Genomic DNA, 14,548 nt, shown 5'->3' with positions numbered 1-14,548 from the left:
TCCGCTGATTTATTTGAATCAGCTTATCTTCGGTTTTTCACCTGTTCAGAAACTGGGCTAGCTGGATTCGAACCAACGATCACGGAGTCAAAGTCCATTGCCTTACCGCTTGGCTATAGCCCATCGAATGTAAACATAGTATGTGTAGAGAAAGACGCATTATACATATGAAACATCATTTTTCAAAAAAAAACAGGAGGTAGCTCATTAAGATGATAGCTCTTGATCAGCATGTAACAGAGCACAAAGAGGATATTATCAAACAATGGCTGGAAACTTGCGCATCAAAAGGAAGTTGGCTGCAGTCCGCTAAGGATCAAAAAAAGTTAGAACAAAAGTTAAAAGACCAGCATGAATCATTAGTGACCATCGTGGCGAAATCCCTTAGAAAAGAAGACGTAAAGGATGAGCTCAATCGATGGTCTCTTCAATGCGCCAGAGACCGAGTTGTTCATGAAGTAAGTGTAACAGAAAGTGTCGGCCAGTTTAACGCCTTCAGGCACATCATGTTTGAATGGATCCAGACGTTCAGCGAAGCCTTTTCTCAAGAAATCGGTATTCAGGATATTTATGAGTGGAGCCGGATCTTGAATCAAACCATTGATGAGATCATCGAAGTGTTTACTGGAGAATATTCACAAGTTACAATGATACAATTAAACGCGCAAAAAGAAATGATTAATGAATTGAGTGCGCCGATAATGCCGATCTCTGACGGGATAGGGATTCTTCCGCTTGTCGGTGAAATTGATACGTACAGAGCGAGGACGATTTTGGAGTCGGTGCTGCAGCAATGCTCAGCGTTAAAACTTTCCTATTTATTTTTAGATATTTCGGGCGTTCCCATCGTTGATACAATGGTGGCTTATCAAATTTTCAAAGTGATTGACAGCACCAAACTGCTCGGAATTGAGACGATTATTTCAGGAATCAGGCCGGAGATTGCCCAGACTGTGGTAAAGCTTGGTCTTGATTTTTCGAATGTGAAAACCGAGCAAAGTCTTGCTAAAGCCCTGGCGAATAAAGGATTTAAAATAGAAGAATCATGATGTCCTGAACCATCATGATCATGTTCATTCTGGAAAAAGCTGAACAGCCTCCCGTGGGCTATTCAGCTTTTTTAACTTCTATAAATAAAATGTGATGGTTGTCGATGTCTTTCACCTTAAAAGTGTAGCCATCATATTCAATCACACTTTCAGCCTCGGCGTCTATATTTCGGGTCAGAAACCAGCCGCCCAACGTGTCCACTTCTGCTTCTGATAAATCTGTTCCAAGCAGGTTGTTTACATCGCTGATTAATAATTTTGCATTTAATAAATAGTGATTCTTTCCGAGCTCGCGGATATGAGGCACTTCATCCGCGTCAAATTCATCGCGAATTTCTCCTACAATTTCTTCGATTATGTCCTCGACAGTGACCAAGCCGGAAGTCCCGCCGTACTCATCAATAAGAATCGCCATATGGGTGCGTTCCTTTTGCATTTTCAGCAGTAATTTATAAACCGGAATTGTCTCAATAACATGGATAACGGGCTGAATGAAAGGTTCAATTTGCTGCTTGTTGAGTGAAAAATTTGCCGTCAGCATTGTAAACAGCACTTCTTTCATATTGATGACGCCAATGACGTTATCTTTATCCTCTCTTACCACGGGGTACCGTGTATATTTCGTTTCCTTTACTGTTTCTTGCAGACTTGGGATTACATCTTCATCAAGTGACAAACTAACCATTTCATTTCGGGGAACCATGATTTCCTTTGCCATTCGTTTATCAAAGGTGAAGATGTTATCCACGTATTTTAATTCACTTTTTCTGATTTCGCCGCTTTTATAGCTTTCAGCCAAAAGAACCCGCAGTTCTTCCTCTGTATACGCCAGTTCATGCTCTGATGCCGGCTTCAGCCCAAACAACCCTGTAATCAACCTGGCAGAGTGGTTCAGCAGCCAAATGAATGGAAACATGATTTTATAAAACCAAATCAGCGGTTTGGCGAGCATTAAGGTAATGCTTTCTGCTTTTTGAATGGCGAAACTCTTTGGCGCCAGCTCCCCGATGACGACATTTAAATACGTCACCGCTAAAAAGGCAATGACAAGGGAAAGAAGGTGGGTGAGCGATTCATTTAACCCCGCTTTATGAAAAAGGGGGCGAAGCAGGGTTTGCACGGTCGGTTCCCCCAACCAACCCAGTCCTAAAGCTGCCACTGTAATGCCCAGCTGGCAGGCAGATAAATATTCATCAAGGTGAGTGATGACGTGCCTTGCCGCTTTAGCACCTTTTTTTCCCTTTGCGACAAGCTGGTCAATTCTGGATCGCCGCACTTTTACAATGGAAAATTCTGCGGCGACAAAAAATCCTGTTAACAAAATGAGAATAGCGACTGCTAGTAAACTGATAAATTCCAAAATAACTGCCTTCTCCAAGGAAGGCATGCACCTCCCTTTTTCCGATGTCTTTTTAGATCCATACCACCGGAAAATGCACACAAAACATGTGTGTGGAAGCGGCTGACTGGTTTAGTGATGCCTATCTTGGGCAATTAAAGAATAAAAGAATAAAAGTTTGGAGGAGCTTGTCATGAAGGCACATACGGGAAAGGATTGGTTTTGGTACCAAATGGGGCCTCAGGAAAGAGATAAGGCAAGAGATCTGATCCACTTTTCTCACTGGCCTCAATGTGAAAAGTGGTTTGAAAATAATCACCATGTCAACTTTTTGCGCGTAGACACAAATGAAACGGAAAATGAAGCGGTATTTGGCTCAATTGTATATGATCAGGGGGTGGATGAGGAAAACGACCATACCGTTTTTCACTTTTATATTACCAGGCAATATTTTTTTACAATAAACTTTGATTTTTCGATTTTGAAGGGGATTAAGGGAAAACAAGTAGTCCAGCAAATGGAAAGAGCGGACAATGCCATAGAGGGATTTTTAATCCTTCTTGGTGAATTAATGAATGCCTATCTAATCGGTGTAGATGAATTTGAAGTAAAGCTGAGAAAGCTTAGATGGCAAATCAAAGACGACAATAGCAAAAGCATTTTAAACCGCGTTCATCTCCTGCACCATGAGCTGATGACCTGGAAAAACTTAATTCTAAGCGCCAAAAAAATCGAAATGGCGTTGAAGGAAACCTTTTTGCCGCATAATAAAGGAGAAAAGGATTATCAGCGGGTACACCTGAAAATTGACAGGGGGGTTACATACATTAGGGAATTTGAAAAGGAGCTTAATAGTTTGCTGCATTCAGAGGAAGTCATTACCTCTCACAGAGGAAATGAAATTGTAAAAGCGCTGACCATCTTTACAACGCTTTTTACGCCGGTTACAGGACTGGGGGCTCTCTGGGGAATGAACTTTTCGGTGATGCCAGAGCTGAATTGGAAGTACGGATATCTTATTTCCCTCCTATTGATTATCACGTCTACGGTCTTGATCTACCTGTATTTGATGAAGAAAGGCTGGACGGGAGATATGCTGCAGGAGGGGAAGAAGAAAAAGAAATCTCGAAAAAGGCGGACATTGTAGGAGATGTTTCATTTTTTGTGCAGCGGATAAACAATAAATAGAACACGGTAAAGGAGGAATGGAAATGAAAATAAGAGACATCATGACAAAGAATGTGGAATGCTGTGAACCAACCGCTTCAATCACGGAACTAGCGAAACAGATGAGAGACTCCAATGTCGGTTCTATTCCAATCTGTGAAAATGGCACACTTAAGGGGATTGTTTCTGATCGCGATATTGTGACGAGATGCTTAGCTGAAAATCAGGTGGATGCAAAAGCGAGTGACATCATGAGCGCTGACACCGTATCCGGCCATCCCGATATGTCTGCTGAAGAAGCGAGTCAGCTTATGGCAGAGCACCAAATCCGCCGTTTACCGATTCTTGAAAACGAACGAATTGCCGGTATTGTGGCATTAGGCGATCTTTCCGTTGAGAAGGATACTGATCAAAAAGCCGGAGAAGCATTAAGTGAAATTTCTAAACCAGCATAACGAAAGATGAAGTGAAGCAGACATGATCACCATGTCTGCTTTTTTATTGAGAAAATAATAAAACCAATGCGGTATATTCAGCTGAAACAATCTTTTTTGCCAGCAGGAATTGATTTTTCTACATATAACATCCCGGGAAAACCACTTTTTCTCCATTTGATTACCAGTCCTTATTTTTCTACAATACGCATGGAAAGGAGAGGGAATCAAATTGGATTCAATAGAAATGACAAGCAGAACCTTAATTGAAGAGGCGTATTCAACAAAGGCTTCTGACATTCACATTGTGCCGAGGGAGCGGGACGCCGTCATTCATTTCCGGGTAGATCATGCCTTGTTGAAAAAAAGGAACATGAAAAAAGAAGAGTGTGTAAGACTGATTTCACATTTTAAATTTCTCTCAGCGATGGACATAGGGGAAAGACGAAAACCGCAAAATGGTTCGCTGACGTTAAAGCTAGAGGAGGGACATGTTCATTTAAGAATGTCGACACTCCCCACAATTAATGAAGAAAGCCTCGTGATCAGAGTGATGCCTCAATACAATATCCCTTCGATCGATAAACTGTCATTATTTCCGAAGACGGGAGCCACTTTACTCTCATTTTTAAAACATTCACACGGCATGCTCATTTTTACAGGGCCGACTGGCTCAGGGAAGACGACAACATTATACTCTCTCGTTCAATATGCAAAAAAACATTTTAATCGAAATATCGTCACACTGGAAGACCCTGTTGAAACAAGGGATGAGGATGTTCTGCAGGTGCAGGTGAATGAAAAAGCGGGTGTGACATATTCGGCAGGTCTGAAGGCTATTTTGCGCCATGACCCGGATATGATTATTTTAGGTGAGATCAGAGACGCGGAAACAGCTGAAATCGCAGTACGGGCAGCGATGACGGGGCATTTGGTGCTGACGAGCCTTCATACGAGAGATGCGAAGGGCGCGATTTACAGGCTGCTTGAATTCGGCATTAATATGAATGAAATCGAACAGACTGTCATTGCGGTAGCGGCTCAGCGTTTGGTTGATTTAACTTGCCCGTTTTGTGAAAACGGATGTTCATCGTTGTATTGCCGCCAGTCACGAAACACCAGAAGAGCAAGCGTTTATGAACTGCTTTACGGAAAAAACCTTCAGCAATGCATTCAGGAGGCAAAAGGAAATCATGCAAATTACCAATATCAAACACTGCGTCAAATTATTAGAAAAGGAATTGCACTCGGCTACTTGACCACAAATAACTATGACCGGTGGGTTTATCATGAAACAGATTAGAAAAACTTGGCCGTTAAAGGATCAAGCCTTGTTATTGAAGCGGCTTGGTGAAATGATGGCTGGCGGATATACGCTTATGGATGGATTACGCCTGATGAAACTTCAGTTGAATAAGAGGCAGGCGGCCGCCTTGGCTGACGCGGTCACTCGTTTGAGGGAAGGGGCTCCGTTTTATCAAGTATTAAAGAGTTTGTCATTTCATAAGGAAGCTATAGGCATTTGTTATTTTGCTGTAACACATGGTGAATTGCCTTCTGCCATGATCCAGAGCGGAGAGCTTCTGGAACGAAAACTGGCACAGGCAGACGAGCTGAAAAGGGTGCTGCGCTATCCGCTTTTCCTCATCTTTACAGTCGCTGTCATGTTTTATATGTTACAGTCCATCATCATTCCTCAGTTTTCCGGCATTTATCAATCGATGAATATGAAAACCTCACGTTTTACTGATATGCTTTTCGCTTTTTTTCAGCATATTGATCTGATGGTCATTCTGACGGCTTTTTTTGCAGCAGGTATCGGGCTTTATTATTGGGTTGTGTTTAAGAAAAAACCGCCTGCTCGGCAAATGCTTATTTGTGTCAGGATCCCTTTCGTTGGAAACCTAATCAGGCTGTTTAACAGCTACTTTTTTTCTTTGCAGCTAAGCAGCCTTTTACAATCAGGCCTCTCCATTTATGACAGCCTAAATGCATTTAAACAACAAACGTTTCTCCCTTTTTACCGCTGCGAGGCTGAGCAAGTGATTGAACGGTTAAAAGCTGGTGAATCAATTGAAGCCGCTATTTGTGACAGCCCTTTTTATGAAAAGGATTTTTCAAAGGTCATATCTCACGGCCAGCTGAGCGGCCGCCTGGATCGGGAGCTTTTCACATACAGCCAGTTCATATTGCAGCGGCTGGAACACAAGGCGCAAAAATGGACAGGCATCCTTCAGCCTGTGATTTATGGGTTTGTTGCTGCGATGATCTTATTTGTGTATTTGTCTATGCTCTTGCCTATGTATCAGATGATGAATCAAATATGAAAGGAAGAGGCCGATGAATGAGAAAGGATTTACACTTGTTGAAATGCTAATTGTGCTCTTTATTATTTCAATCTTGCTTTTAATTACGATACCGAACGTCACGAAACATAATCAAACCATTCAGAAAAAAGGGTGCGAGGGACTGCAAAATATGATTAAGGCGCAAATGACTGCATTTGAGCTTGACCATGAAGGGCAAACACCGAGCCTTGCTGATTTACAGTCAGAGGGCTATGTGAAAAAGGATGCAGTTTGTCCAAATGGGAAACACATTATCATCACTGGCGGAGAAGTTAAGGTTGAACATTAAATTAAAGGAGGAGGGATTTACTCTTTTAGAAAGTTTGCTTGTGTTAAGTCTCGCCTCTATCCTCTTAATTGCGGTGTTTACCGCACTTCCTCCTGTTTATGGGAATACAGCCGTTCGTCAGGCGGCATGGCAGCTGAAAAGTGATATTTTGCTTGCGCAGCAGACTGCAATGTCCAGTCATCAAAGAACAAAAATTCTCTTTCACAGAAAAGAGTATCAGTTAGTCACGGATGAAACGGTGATTGAAAGATCCTATCCGACAGGACTTTCTATAGAGCTGCTGACACTCAAAGACCGTTTGGAATTTAATGAGAAAGGGCATCCGAATACAGGCGGGAAATTACGCGTAAAAGGACATGCCGCTTATGACATCACAGTTTATTTAGGGAGCGGAAGAGTTAATGTGGAGAGAAAATAAGGGTTTTTCTACAATAGAAACAATGTCTGCGCTAAGCCTGTGGCTGTTTTTATTGCTGACAGTCGTGCCCTTGTGGAGCAAACTGATAGCTGATGAAGATATAGCGAAATCACGAGAGATCGGGTATCAGATCATGAATGAAAGCATAAGCGAATATATGATGACTGGTGAAGGAACTGCTTCAAAAACAGTTGCGAAACACAATAATATCTATGCGCTGAAGTGGGAGGAGGAGGGGGATTATCAAACCGTATGCATCTCAGCAGCAGCTTATAAAGAAAAACCATTTTGCCTCAGCATTATGCGAACAGACTGGCTTTACGCTTCTTAACGTACTATTTTCGCTTTCCGTCTTTTTGCTCATATCAGGATCGTTAGCTATGATCTTTCATCTGTTTTTGTTGCGCCAGCAGGAACATGAGGGTTTCACAGAGCAAGAATGGATGATTTCGGTGGAGCAAATGATGAACGAGTGCAAGCAGTCACCCGCAGTCAAGACAGCCGAGCGTGGGAGCGTGTTGATCTGTACCACTTCTTCTGGGCAAGATATCCGTTTTGAAGCCTATCACTCCATGATACGAAAAAGGGTGGATGGCAAAGGGCATGTTCCGATTCTAGATCATATCACAGCGATGAAAGCTGAGATTGAAAACGGGATTGTTTTGATGAAAGTTGAAAGTGAGAATCAAGAAGTGTATCAAACTGCGTTTCCCGTTTACCCGTATTTAGGAGGAGGGTGAATGTATCGCACGAGAGGTTTTATATATCCCGCTGTTCTTTTTATATCCGCACTTGTGCTGCTGGTCGTGAACTTTACTGCTGCTCAGTATATTTCGCGCTGCATGTTTGAAAAGGAAACAAAAGAGTTATATACAGGAGAAAATTTACTTCAGAATGGCGCGCTATTGTCCATAAGGCATATCCTTGAGCAACGGAAAGGCCAAAAGGGTTCACAGCAGTTTACATATGGGCAGGTGTCTTATGACATTTATGAGACATCGATAAAAGAGCAAAAAGAAATTAACTTAAAAGCCATGACAGAGTCAGGAACCGAAAGAACTGCACAACTAGTGTTTGATCAAAAACAGAAACAACTGCTGAGCTGGACGGAATGAAGCAAAGAAAGGAGGTATAAAAAAAGTCCTGTGAGCCAACACTCATAATAATTGAATGATGAGGTGATCACGTGAAAACGAATGATTATGTCAAATACATGACTCAACAACTTGTCAAATATATAGATACCCCAAAAGATGAGCGAAAAGAACGAAAAGAGGTACGGAAAGAAACAAAAATACCTGCTTCACAGCAGTGGTTCGGTATTTTCCCCTATGGTTTCAAGTTATGGCTAAAGCGAAAAAAATAATTGCACAGATATAGTGAATAAGGTCCTTCTTAAATGGAGGACCTTATTGATATTCTTCTAATATGGCAATTTTATGAACCTTTTGGCTATACGGATTGAATGAAATTGTGACAAATACGCCAAATTCCTTTGATCCTTCCTTTAGGGTTAAATGGTATTGCTTCACTGCCTCATCTTTTCTTTTGCGGTCCCATACTTTTTGTTTGAACAGTACCTGTGCGAGCGGGTACCTTTTTTTTGCTTCTTTTACTGCAAGCTCTTCCCATTTTGATATGTGGCGGGCGGCCATAAGCGGCATTTCTTCTGCGTGAGCGGCAGAGGTGCCGAAAACGAGAAGAGAAAGACAAATCACACACGGTTTGATCATTATGCTGTCACCCTTTCCTTGTTTATGTTTTCCAAATCATAATTGGATATGCATCTGCTTTCTCACAAAGCAATCCCAAAAATTTCAAAAATATAAAAAGATGAGTAATACTGAGTAAGACTTTGTAAGATGGCGAAAATATTCGTTTAAACGAACGAAATGGTCGATTTTGGTGTTTTTCAAACCATTAAACGTTGAATATACTTTATGTATAGTTCTTTAAAGAGAACAAATGTCATATTACGTTACAGTGTTCTACAGGAGGTAAGAGATGTTTCGATTGTTCCGCAATCAGCTAAAAGCGATGACGAAACTGAAAGTGCTGCTTTTTTTTCAGCTTTCAGTCATTTTCAGTCTGACTGCCGCGATTTGCTTACAAATTTCCGGTGACACAAGCGCTGCTTTTCATGATACAGAAACATTAAATATGTCACTTCGAACGTGTAAAGACTTTCAGCATACAGATAAAAACTGCCATTACGATAAACGCTGGGACCAAAGTGATTTGCACCTGTCAGATCAAACGAATACGAAAGGCACTGTATGCTCACCTGTCACTTTATTTGCTAAGTTCGAAAATACAGGTGAGAAATTGAAGAAATCAAAATGGAAGTGGGAGCTTCATAAGCTGGAAAACGCCCGCAAGCCATTAAAGGATGGAAACGTGATCGAAAAAGGGTTCATTTCCAAGCAAATTGGCGATTCACTATATAAAATCGAAACGAAGAAAAAAATGAAACCCGGCATTTATGCATTTAAAGTATATAAACCGGCCGGATATCCTGCAGACGGCAGTACTTTTGAGTGGTCGGAGCCAATGACGCTTGCAAGGTGCGATGAAAAACCGACAGTCCCGAAAAAAGAAACGAAGCCTGCCGTCAAAAAGGCGAAGGAAACATCACAAAAGAATATGCAAGAAAAAACAAATGAAGAGGACGGATCTCAAGAAGCGGTAACAACGAAAGATAAAGATACTCAATCAGTTGAGAAGGAAAGCGGGGAAGAGGATGAAAAAAGCAATGAAGATGATCAGTAATATTCTCTACGTGATCATCTTTACTCTCATTATTGTACTTACGCTTGTCGTGATATCAACTCGTTCATCCGGGGGAGAACCGGCAGTGTTTGGATACACGCTGAAATCAGTTCTCTCGGGTTCAATGGAGCCCGAGTTCAACACAGGTTCTTTAATATTGGTCAAAGAAATCACCGGTGTGAAAGAGCTTCAAAAGGGTGACGTCATTACATTTATGCAGGATGAACATACGGCGGTCACCCACAGGATTGTTGATGTGACGAAGCAAGGAGACCATTTGTTGTTTAAAACAAAAGGGGACAATAACGCCGCAGCTGATTCAGCGCTTGTATCGGACGAAAATGTCCGAGCGCAATATACGGGTTTTCAGCTCCCATATGCCGGCTATATGCTTCATTTTGCCAGCCAGCCAATCGGAACAGCTGTTTTACTGATTGTTCCCGGCGTGATGCTGCTGGTGTACGCTTTTGTGACGATCACTAGCGCCTTTAGAGAAATTGAAAGAAAGACAAAAGCATTGGAAACAGATACAAAGGACAGCACGATGTCCACTTAACTTCAGTTGTAAACCTGGAAACAGGTTTCGATATAAATCATTCAATAAAAGGGGAGTTTGCCATGGGCATGAAAAAGAAATTAAGTTTAGGAGTTGCTTCCGCAGCACTAGGATTAGCTTTAGTGGGAGGAGGAACATGGGCAGCTTTTAATGACATTAAATCAACGGATGCTACTTTTGCGTCAGGTACACTTGATTTATCTGCTAAGGAAAATTCAGCAAGTGTCAATTTATCAAATTTAAAGCCGGGAGACAAATTGACGAAAGACTTTCAATTTGAAAATAACGGCACACTTGCGATTAAAGAAGTATTAATGGCGCTGAATTACGGTGAATTTAAAGCAAACGGCGGCAGCAATACATCAGCAGAAGATTTTCTAAGCCAGTTTGAAGTAACAGTATTGACAGTAGGAAAAGAGGGCGGCAATGGATACCCTAAAAATATTATCTTAGATGATGCCAACCTCAAGGACTTGTATTTGATGTCTGCTAAAAATGATGCAAAGGCTGCTGAAAAAATCAAAAAACAAATTGACCCTAAATTTTTACATGCAAGCGGTAAAGTCAATGTAGCCACAATTGACGGTACAACCGCTCCAGAATATGATGGTGTTCCAAAGACACCGATTGATTTTGATCAGGTTCAAATGGAGATCCAATTTAAAGATGATAAAACAAAAGACGAAAACGGCCTAATGGTTCAAAATAAATACCAAGGCAACTCAGTACAGCTTCAATTCTCGTTTGAAGCAACACAGTGGAACGGTTTGACAGTCAAAAAGGAACATACTGAAAAAGACGGTTACATTAAAGAAAATGAAAAAGCGCACAGTGAGGATAAAAATTAATAACATCGTGAAGGCCCAGTATTAATATACTGGGCCTTCTTGATGTGTATTGACAAAAGAGGAGTCAGTGCCTCTGCTCAGGCACTACTCCTCTTTTTGGGATTTTCTCCATTTTTGATAATCTAAAAATTCACGAAATTGTTTTTTCGATACCCCGGATGTCATTGCATCGCGAACTAATTTCTCCCATTCACTATCTAATTGACCATCGTATTCGGTTTCATGTTTCTCATCGAGCAAAGTATGAACCGAGACGTCCAGAACAGCGGAGACTTTTTCGAGAAATTGAATGGAGGGGTTCGTTTGTAGATTTCGTTCTATTGAGCTTAAATAAGACTTCGCTACCCCAGCTTTTTCAGCTAGTTCTGATAGTGAGTAGCCTTTTTCTTTACGGTATTGTTTAATACGCTGGCCAATCAATGTCATCACCTTCCTTGTGATATTATAGCACATTCAGAAAGGATTTATGGTATGACTTCTGGCTGCCGGACCAGGATGAGCAGACTTTTTGTTTAAAAGTAAATATTTTCGTATTTCTTCCGGGCTGATATTTGCCTCTTTGGCTTTCATCATCAATTCAACCCATTCTTGATCTAATTCGAAGTGCTCTTGTTTTGCATTTTTCATGCAGTTTCTCCTCCTAAAATACTTGTTTATGTATTTCAGCCAGCCCGGCCATGACTCTTGTGTGCCTTCAGCGTCTCTGGAAGTCATTTGCCATTGAAATTACCAGAATTTTTTTCCAATACACCTTTATTATAATCGCATTTTTTCAAAAAAAACGAGAACGATGTCGAATGGCAAAAAAGTTAGCTTGAAATATTATTTTGCAAATAAAATAAACCGCCATTTTCAATTTCTATTGATATCTTCGGTTGATACAGGGATTTCAGCGCCTGTTTTTCTAGATGATACTCTTCTGGTTTTTCTTCTGTATGCTCATAAAACTTATCAAGCAATGACAAGTCATTCTCCCACCTGTTCACCGCCTGTTCTGCCCAGTTTGACGGCTCCTGCATAGCGGATTTGGCAATATAGTTTTCCATCCGCTTAAGGCCGCTTGCCGGTTTGATCATAGGTGATATGGTGAAGCAATAGTCACAGATGTGAGACGTCAGTGAAAGCTGTGTGAGCTTGCTTTGAAAATGTTCAATGATGGTTCCAGAGACTAGGTGAAGACCTAGTGACAATAGCTTATCCTTTTTCATGTCGGACTGGTATGAAATCGTGACATTTATACTAAGCCAAGGCTGAAGTGGGACTTTAGCTCCAGCTGACTCAATTTTCTCATACATTCTGGTAAATCTCCCATTTTGTTTAACAGCTTTGAACATTTGAAAAAGGCGGGGGGCCCCAAAATAAATAAATTCGCCATCTAGGTCTTTTGGTGCAGTTTCTTTATCTGTTATAAAAGTGATTTTCATCGGTTTCGGATCGCCGCCTGTCTTCTCGCGCCAGTGCCAGTAGAAAGGGCGGTTCATGATCTGTTTGTCCATTTCAACGGTAAGCTGCACTGTCATATAGCCGGAACCTTGATCGACGATCGGGCAGCTGTTTGCCTGGAAAAAACGAAGCAGAAAATCGTGAACCTCTTGCTGTCTCACTTATAAAACCTCCTTACAGGCTAAGATCCTCTTTTTTCAGCAGGCTGCTGTTTTTTATAAGACAAAAATGAGGTTAAGTTGTCCATTTTGATTTTCATTTCTTCTTCTGTTGCGGAATGGTACAAGATGTCGTGCAGGTGTTCTTCGAAATTGTTTACTTGAATTTTCGTTAATATATCGTCAAGTTCACCGACCACTTTTTCAAATAAATGAATTTTTTCATATAGCAGCTTTAAAATATGTTCTTCCACCGTATGTTTTGTCGCCATGTTGTAAATATGTACGTCACGCTCCTGGCCGAGCCTGTGAATTCTTCCGATTCTCTGCTCAAGGCGCATCGGATTCCATGGCAGGTCATAGTTGATCATGTGATTGCAAAATTGCAGGTTAATTCCTTCTCCGCCGGCTTCAGTTGCAATCAGAACCTGGACCTTTCCTCGAAAAAGATCCTTCATCCAGTCTTTTTTCCCGCGCTTAAATCCGCCTCTGAAGGGCACGGAGCTGATGCCGTTTTGCTGAAGGAACCATTGGAGGTAAATCTGGGTTGCCCGATATTCTGTAAAAATAATGACCTTATCGTCTATCTTCTTGATCAGATCAACGACTTGCAGCGCTTTAGAGTTTTGTGTGACTTGGTTGATGCGGTCTATTAAAACCGAAATGGTGTTTTCATCAATCGCCGGTGCTTGTTTTTCTTTTTGATCGAGCATTTTTTTCAGCGTCATATATACCGCTTCTCTGCTTGAACAGCACTCTCTTTGCAATGTCATAATCGAGAACATGCTGGCCGGTTTATTGATGCCCTCCTTCAGACTGGAAATTTCATCGTAAAGCGCTTGTTCTGATGGAGAAAATTCAATCGGCACTGTTTCAACATGCCGCTGTTTCCAAGTCAGTCCAGTATCACGCCGCCTGTTTCGGATCATGACTTTATTTACAAGATCTTTTAAATGCTCATGCGCTTCTAAACTGGATTTCTTATTGGCGAACTCTTCTTGAAAGTGATTTTGACTGCCTAAATGGCCGGGTTTTAATAAGGACACCAAATTGAAAATTTCTTCGATACGGTTTTGAATTGGCGTCGCTGTAAGAAGCAGGCAATATTTTTTTACGAGATTCCGGACAAATTCATAGTTCTTCGTTTTGCTATTTTTCAGTTTGTGTGCCTCGTCAATAATAACGAGATCATATGGAATAGACAGCACGATTTCCCGGTGGGGCGAACGCTTTGCGGTATCGATTGATGAGACGACAATATCGCTCTGCTCCCACACGTAGCTTTTCTTTTGTTCAACGGCTGGGATCAAAAATTTTTCCTGAAGCTCTTTGACCCACTGCGACACAAGGGACGCGGGCACAAGGATCAAAATTTTCTTGGCTAATCCGCGAATCATATATTCTTTTAGAATCAGTCCCGCTTCAACTGTTTTCCCGAGACCCACCTCATCTGCTAAAATCGCTTTTCCGTTCATTTTTTCAACCACTTTTTGCGCAACCTCAAGCTGGTGCGGGAGCGGTGTAAAGGAAGGCAGGTATAAAGGAGCCCGTAAGCCTTTAAATTCAGGTATAGCTAATGTTTCCTGGATTTCTGCAGAGAGCTTGTACAGTTCCCAGTTCGCCCAAGGGCCATCATGTTGAAGCCTTTCCGCGAATTCTTCAGGCCATTTTGTATCGTTGATCAATTCTGCGTCCATTGCTTTGAAACCGCCTTTCTTATTCTTCGATTC

The 14,548-nt window shown here is 41.5% G+C and carries 20 protein-coding genes and 1 tRNA gene; 14 read left to right on the top strand and 7 right to left on the bottom strand.

Going from position 1 to position 14,548, the window contains the following annotated elements; genetic code table 11:
- Positions 1 to 52: 52 nt before the first annotated feature.
- Positions 53 to 123, bottom strand: a tRNA-Gln gene (locus M1D98_RS11995).
- Positions 124 to 212: 89 nt separating this feature from the next.
- Here M1D98_RS11995 and M1D98_RS11990 point away from each other — a divergent pair.
- Entirely contained in the window at positions 213 to 1,049 is an 837-nt protein-coding gene (locus M1D98_RS11990; RefSeq protein ID WP_010328240.1) for an STAS domain-containing protein, read from the top strand.
- Positions 1,050 to 1,107: 58 nt separating this feature from the next.
- On the opposite strand, the gene M1D98_RS11985 is transcribed toward M1D98_RS11990, so the two are convergent.
- Positions 1,108 to 2,436, bottom strand: coding sequence for a CNNM domain-containing protein (locus tag M1D98_RS11985; protein WP_435576530.1), 1,329 nt, complete (start codon positions 2,434 to 2,436; stop codon positions 1,108 to 1,110).
- A 145-nt stretch (positions 2,437 to 2,581) separates the two neighbouring features.
- Here M1D98_RS11985 and M1D98_RS11980 point away from each other — a divergent pair, with 145 nt between their 5' ends.
- The 10 genes from M1D98_RS11980 to M1D98_RS11935 all read left to right on the top strand — a co-directional run bounded on the left by M1D98_RS11980 (position 2,582) and on the right by M1D98_RS11935 (position 8,410).
- Positions 2,582 to 3,535, top strand: coding sequence for a magnesium transporter CorA family protein (locus tag M1D98_RS11980; protein ID WP_268526938.1), 954 nt, complete (start codon positions 2,582 to 2,584; stop codon positions 3,533 to 3,535).
- Between the two features lie 64 nt (positions 3,536 to 3,599).
- Positions 3,600 to 4,010 carry a CBS domain-containing protein gene (locus M1D98_RS11975; RefSeq protein ID WP_121642899.1) on the top strand — a complete coding sequence of 137 codons (411 nt, stop codon included), beginning with the start codon at positions 3,600 to 3,602 and terminating at the stop codon, positions 4,008 to 4,010.
- A gap of 211 nt (positions 4,011 to 4,221) precedes the next feature.
- Positions 4,222 to 5,292: a competence protein ComGA gene (comGA, locus tag M1D98_RS11970; RefSeq protein ID WP_121642898.1), complete on the top strand. Its 1,071-nt coding sequence runs from the start codon at positions 4,222 to 4,224 to the stop codon at positions 5,290 to 5,292.
- Positions 5,279 to 6,316: a competence type IV pilus assembly protein ComGB gene (comGB, locus tag M1D98_RS11965; protein WP_268524138.1), complete on the top strand. Its 1,038-nt coding sequence runs from the start codon at positions 5,279 to 5,281 to the stop codon at positions 6,314 to 6,316. The genes comGA and comGB overlap by 14 nt, the downstream gene beginning before the upstream one ends.
- Before the next feature lie 13 nt (positions 6,317 to 6,329).
- On the top strand, positions 6,330 to 6,626 hold the full coding sequence (comGC, locus tag M1D98_RS11960) for a comG operon protein ComGC (RefSeq protein ID WP_014114400.1): 297 nt from the start codon (positions 6,330 to 6,332) through the stop codon (positions 6,624 to 6,626).
- A complete protein-coding gene (comGD, locus tag M1D98_RS11955; protein WP_268526947.1) occupies positions 6,616 to 7,044 on the top strand; it encodes a competence type IV pilus minor pilin ComGD in 429 nt (142 codons plus the stop codon). The genes comGC and comGD overlap by 11 nt, the downstream gene beginning before the upstream one ends.
- Positions 7,028 to 7,375 (top strand): competence type IV pilus minor pilin ComGE, encoded by a 348-nt coding sequence (gene comGE, locus M1D98_RS11950; protein WP_268524140.1) that lies wholly within the window; start codon positions 7,028 to 7,030, stop codon positions 7,373 to 7,375. Before comGD ends, comGE begins: the two co-directional genes overlap by 17 nt.
- Positions 7,376 to 7,400: 25 nt before the next feature.
- Entirely contained in the window at positions 7,401 to 7,784 is a 384-nt protein-coding gene (comGF, locus tag M1D98_RS11945; RefSeq protein ID WP_121642894.1) for a competence type IV pilus minor pilin ComGF, read from the top strand.
- On the top strand, positions 7,785 to 8,159 hold the full coding sequence (gene comGG, locus M1D98_RS11940) for a competence type IV pilus minor pilin ComGG (protein ID WP_268552034.1): 375 nt from the start codon (positions 7,785 to 7,787) through the stop codon (positions 8,157 to 8,159).
- Positions 8,160 to 8,230: 71 nt separating this feature from the next.
- On the top strand, positions 8,231 to 8,410 hold the full coding sequence (locus M1D98_RS11935) for a YqzE family protein (protein WP_039074466.1): 180 nt from the start codon (positions 8,231 to 8,233) through the stop codon (positions 8,408 to 8,410).
- A 43-nt stretch (positions 8,411 to 8,453) separates the two neighbouring features.
- Here M1D98_RS11935 and M1D98_RS11930 read toward each other — a convergent pair whose 3' ends face one another.
- Entirely contained in the window at positions 8,454 to 8,780 is a 327-nt protein-coding gene (locus tag M1D98_RS11930) for a YqzG/YhdC family protein (RefSeq protein ID WP_026014435.1), read from the bottom strand.
- A gap of 268 nt (positions 8,781 to 9,048) precedes the next feature.
- On the opposite strand from M1D98_RS11930, the gene tapA reads away from it, so the two are divergent.
- From tapA to tasA, 3 genes are all read left to right on the top strand, one after another.
- Entirely contained in the window at positions 9,049 to 9,813 is a 765-nt protein-coding gene (gene tapA, locus M1D98_RS11925; protein ID WP_435576531.1) for an amyloid fiber anchoring/assembly protein TapA, read from the top strand.
- Positions 9,797 to 10,369: a signal peptidase I SipW gene (gene sipW, locus M1D98_RS11920; protein ID WP_435576532.1), complete on the top strand. Its 573-nt coding sequence runs from the start codon at positions 9,797 to 9,799 to the stop codon at positions 10,367 to 10,369. The genes tapA and sipW overlap by 17 nt, the downstream gene beginning before the upstream one ends.
- Before the next feature lie 62 nt (positions 10,370 to 10,431).
- Positions 10,432 to 11,217, top strand: coding sequence for a biofilm matrix protein TasA (gene tasA, locus M1D98_RS11915; RefSeq protein ID WP_010328256.1), 786 nt, complete (start codon positions 10,432 to 10,434; stop codon positions 11,215 to 11,217).
- An 84-nt stretch (positions 11,218 to 11,301) separates the two neighbouring features.
- Here tasA and sinR read toward each other — a convergent pair whose 3' ends face one another.
- The 4 genes from sinR to M1D98_RS11895 all read right to left on the bottom strand — a co-directional run bounded on the left by sinR (position 11,302) and on the right by M1D98_RS11895 (position 14,515).
- Positions 11,302 to 11,637 carry a transcriptional regulator SinR gene (sinR, locus tag M1D98_RS11910; RefSeq protein WP_003226345.1) on the bottom strand — a complete coding sequence of 112 codons (336 nt, stop codon included), beginning with the start codon at positions 11,635 to 11,637 and terminating at the stop codon, positions 11,302 to 11,304.
- A 33-nt stretch (positions 11,638 to 11,670) separates the two neighbouring features.
- Positions 11,671 to 11,844 (bottom strand): anti-repressor SinI, encoded by a 174-nt coding sequence (gene sinI / locus M1D98_RS11905; protein ID WP_010328257.1) that lies wholly within the window; start codon positions 11,842 to 11,844, stop codon positions 11,671 to 11,673.
- A gap of 182 nt (positions 11,845 to 12,026) precedes the next feature.
- Entirely contained in the window at positions 12,027 to 12,821 is a 795-nt protein-coding gene (locus tag M1D98_RS11900; RefSeq protein WP_435576533.1) for a YqhG family protein, read from the bottom strand.
- A 20-nt stretch (positions 12,822 to 12,841) separates the two neighbouring features.
- Positions 12,842 to 14,515, bottom strand: coding sequence for an SNF2-related protein (locus M1D98_RS11895; RefSeq protein WP_435576534.1), 1,674 nt, complete (start codon positions 14,513 to 14,515; stop codon positions 12,842 to 12,844).
- Positions 14,516 to 14,548 lie beyond the last annotated feature (33 nt).

It is taken from the genome of Bacillus sp. K7, assembly GCF_053903245.1.
The sequence above is the reverse complement of the archived record's forward strand: the minus strand, read 5'-3'. Positions and strand labels throughout refer to the sequence as shown.

Bases quoted from the DNA above. Each gene is read 5' to 3' on its own strand.
- sinI (WP_010328257.1), bottom strand. From the start codon at position 11,844: ATGAAAAATGCAAAACAAGAGCACTTCGAATTAGATCAAGAATGGGTT.
- M1D98_RS11985 (WP_435576530.1), bottom strand. From the start codon at position 2,436: ATGCCTTCCTTGGAGAAGGCAGTTATTTTGGAATTTATCAGTTTACTA.
- sipW (WP_435576532.1), top strand. From the start codon at position 9,797: ATGAAGATGATCAGTAATATTCTCTACGTGATCATCTTTACTCTCATT.
- comGE (WP_268524140.1), top strand. From the start codon at position 7,028: ATGTGGAGAGAAAATAAGGGTTTTTCTACAATAGAAACAATGTCTGCG.
- comGC (WP_014114400.1), top strand. From the start codon at position 6,330: ATGAATGAGAAAGGATTTACACTTGTTGAAATGCTAATTGTGCTCTTT.
- comGB (WP_268524138.1), top strand. From the start codon at position 5,279: ATGAAACAGATTAGAAAAACTTGGCCGTTAAAGGATCAAGCCTTGTTA.
- M1D98_RS11895 (WP_435576534.1), bottom strand. From the start codon at position 14,515: ATGGACGCAGAATTGATCAACGATACAAAATGGCCTGAAGAATTCGCG.
- M1D98_RS11990 (WP_010328240.1), top strand. From the start codon at position 213: ATGATAGCTCTTGATCAGCATGTAACAGAGCACAAAGAGGATATTATC.
- M1D98_RS11980 (WP_268526938.1), top strand. From the start codon at position 2,582: ATGAAGGCACATACGGGAAAGGATTGGTTTTGGTACCAAATGGGGCCT.
- tasA (WP_010328256.1), top strand. From the start codon at position 10,432: ATGGGCATGAAAAAGAAATTAAGTTTAGGAGTTGCTTCCGCAGCACTA.
- M1D98_RS11975 (WP_121642899.1), top strand. From the start codon at position 3,600: ATGAAAATAAGAGACATCATGACAAAGAATGTGGAATGCTGTGAACCA.
- comGG (WP_268552034.1), top strand. From the start codon at position 7,785: ATGTATCGCACGAGAGGTTTTATATATCCCGCTGTTCTTTTTATATCC.
- tapA (WP_435576531.1), top strand. From the start codon at position 9,049: ATGTTTCGATTGTTCCGCAATCAGCTAAAAGCGATGACGAAACTGAAA.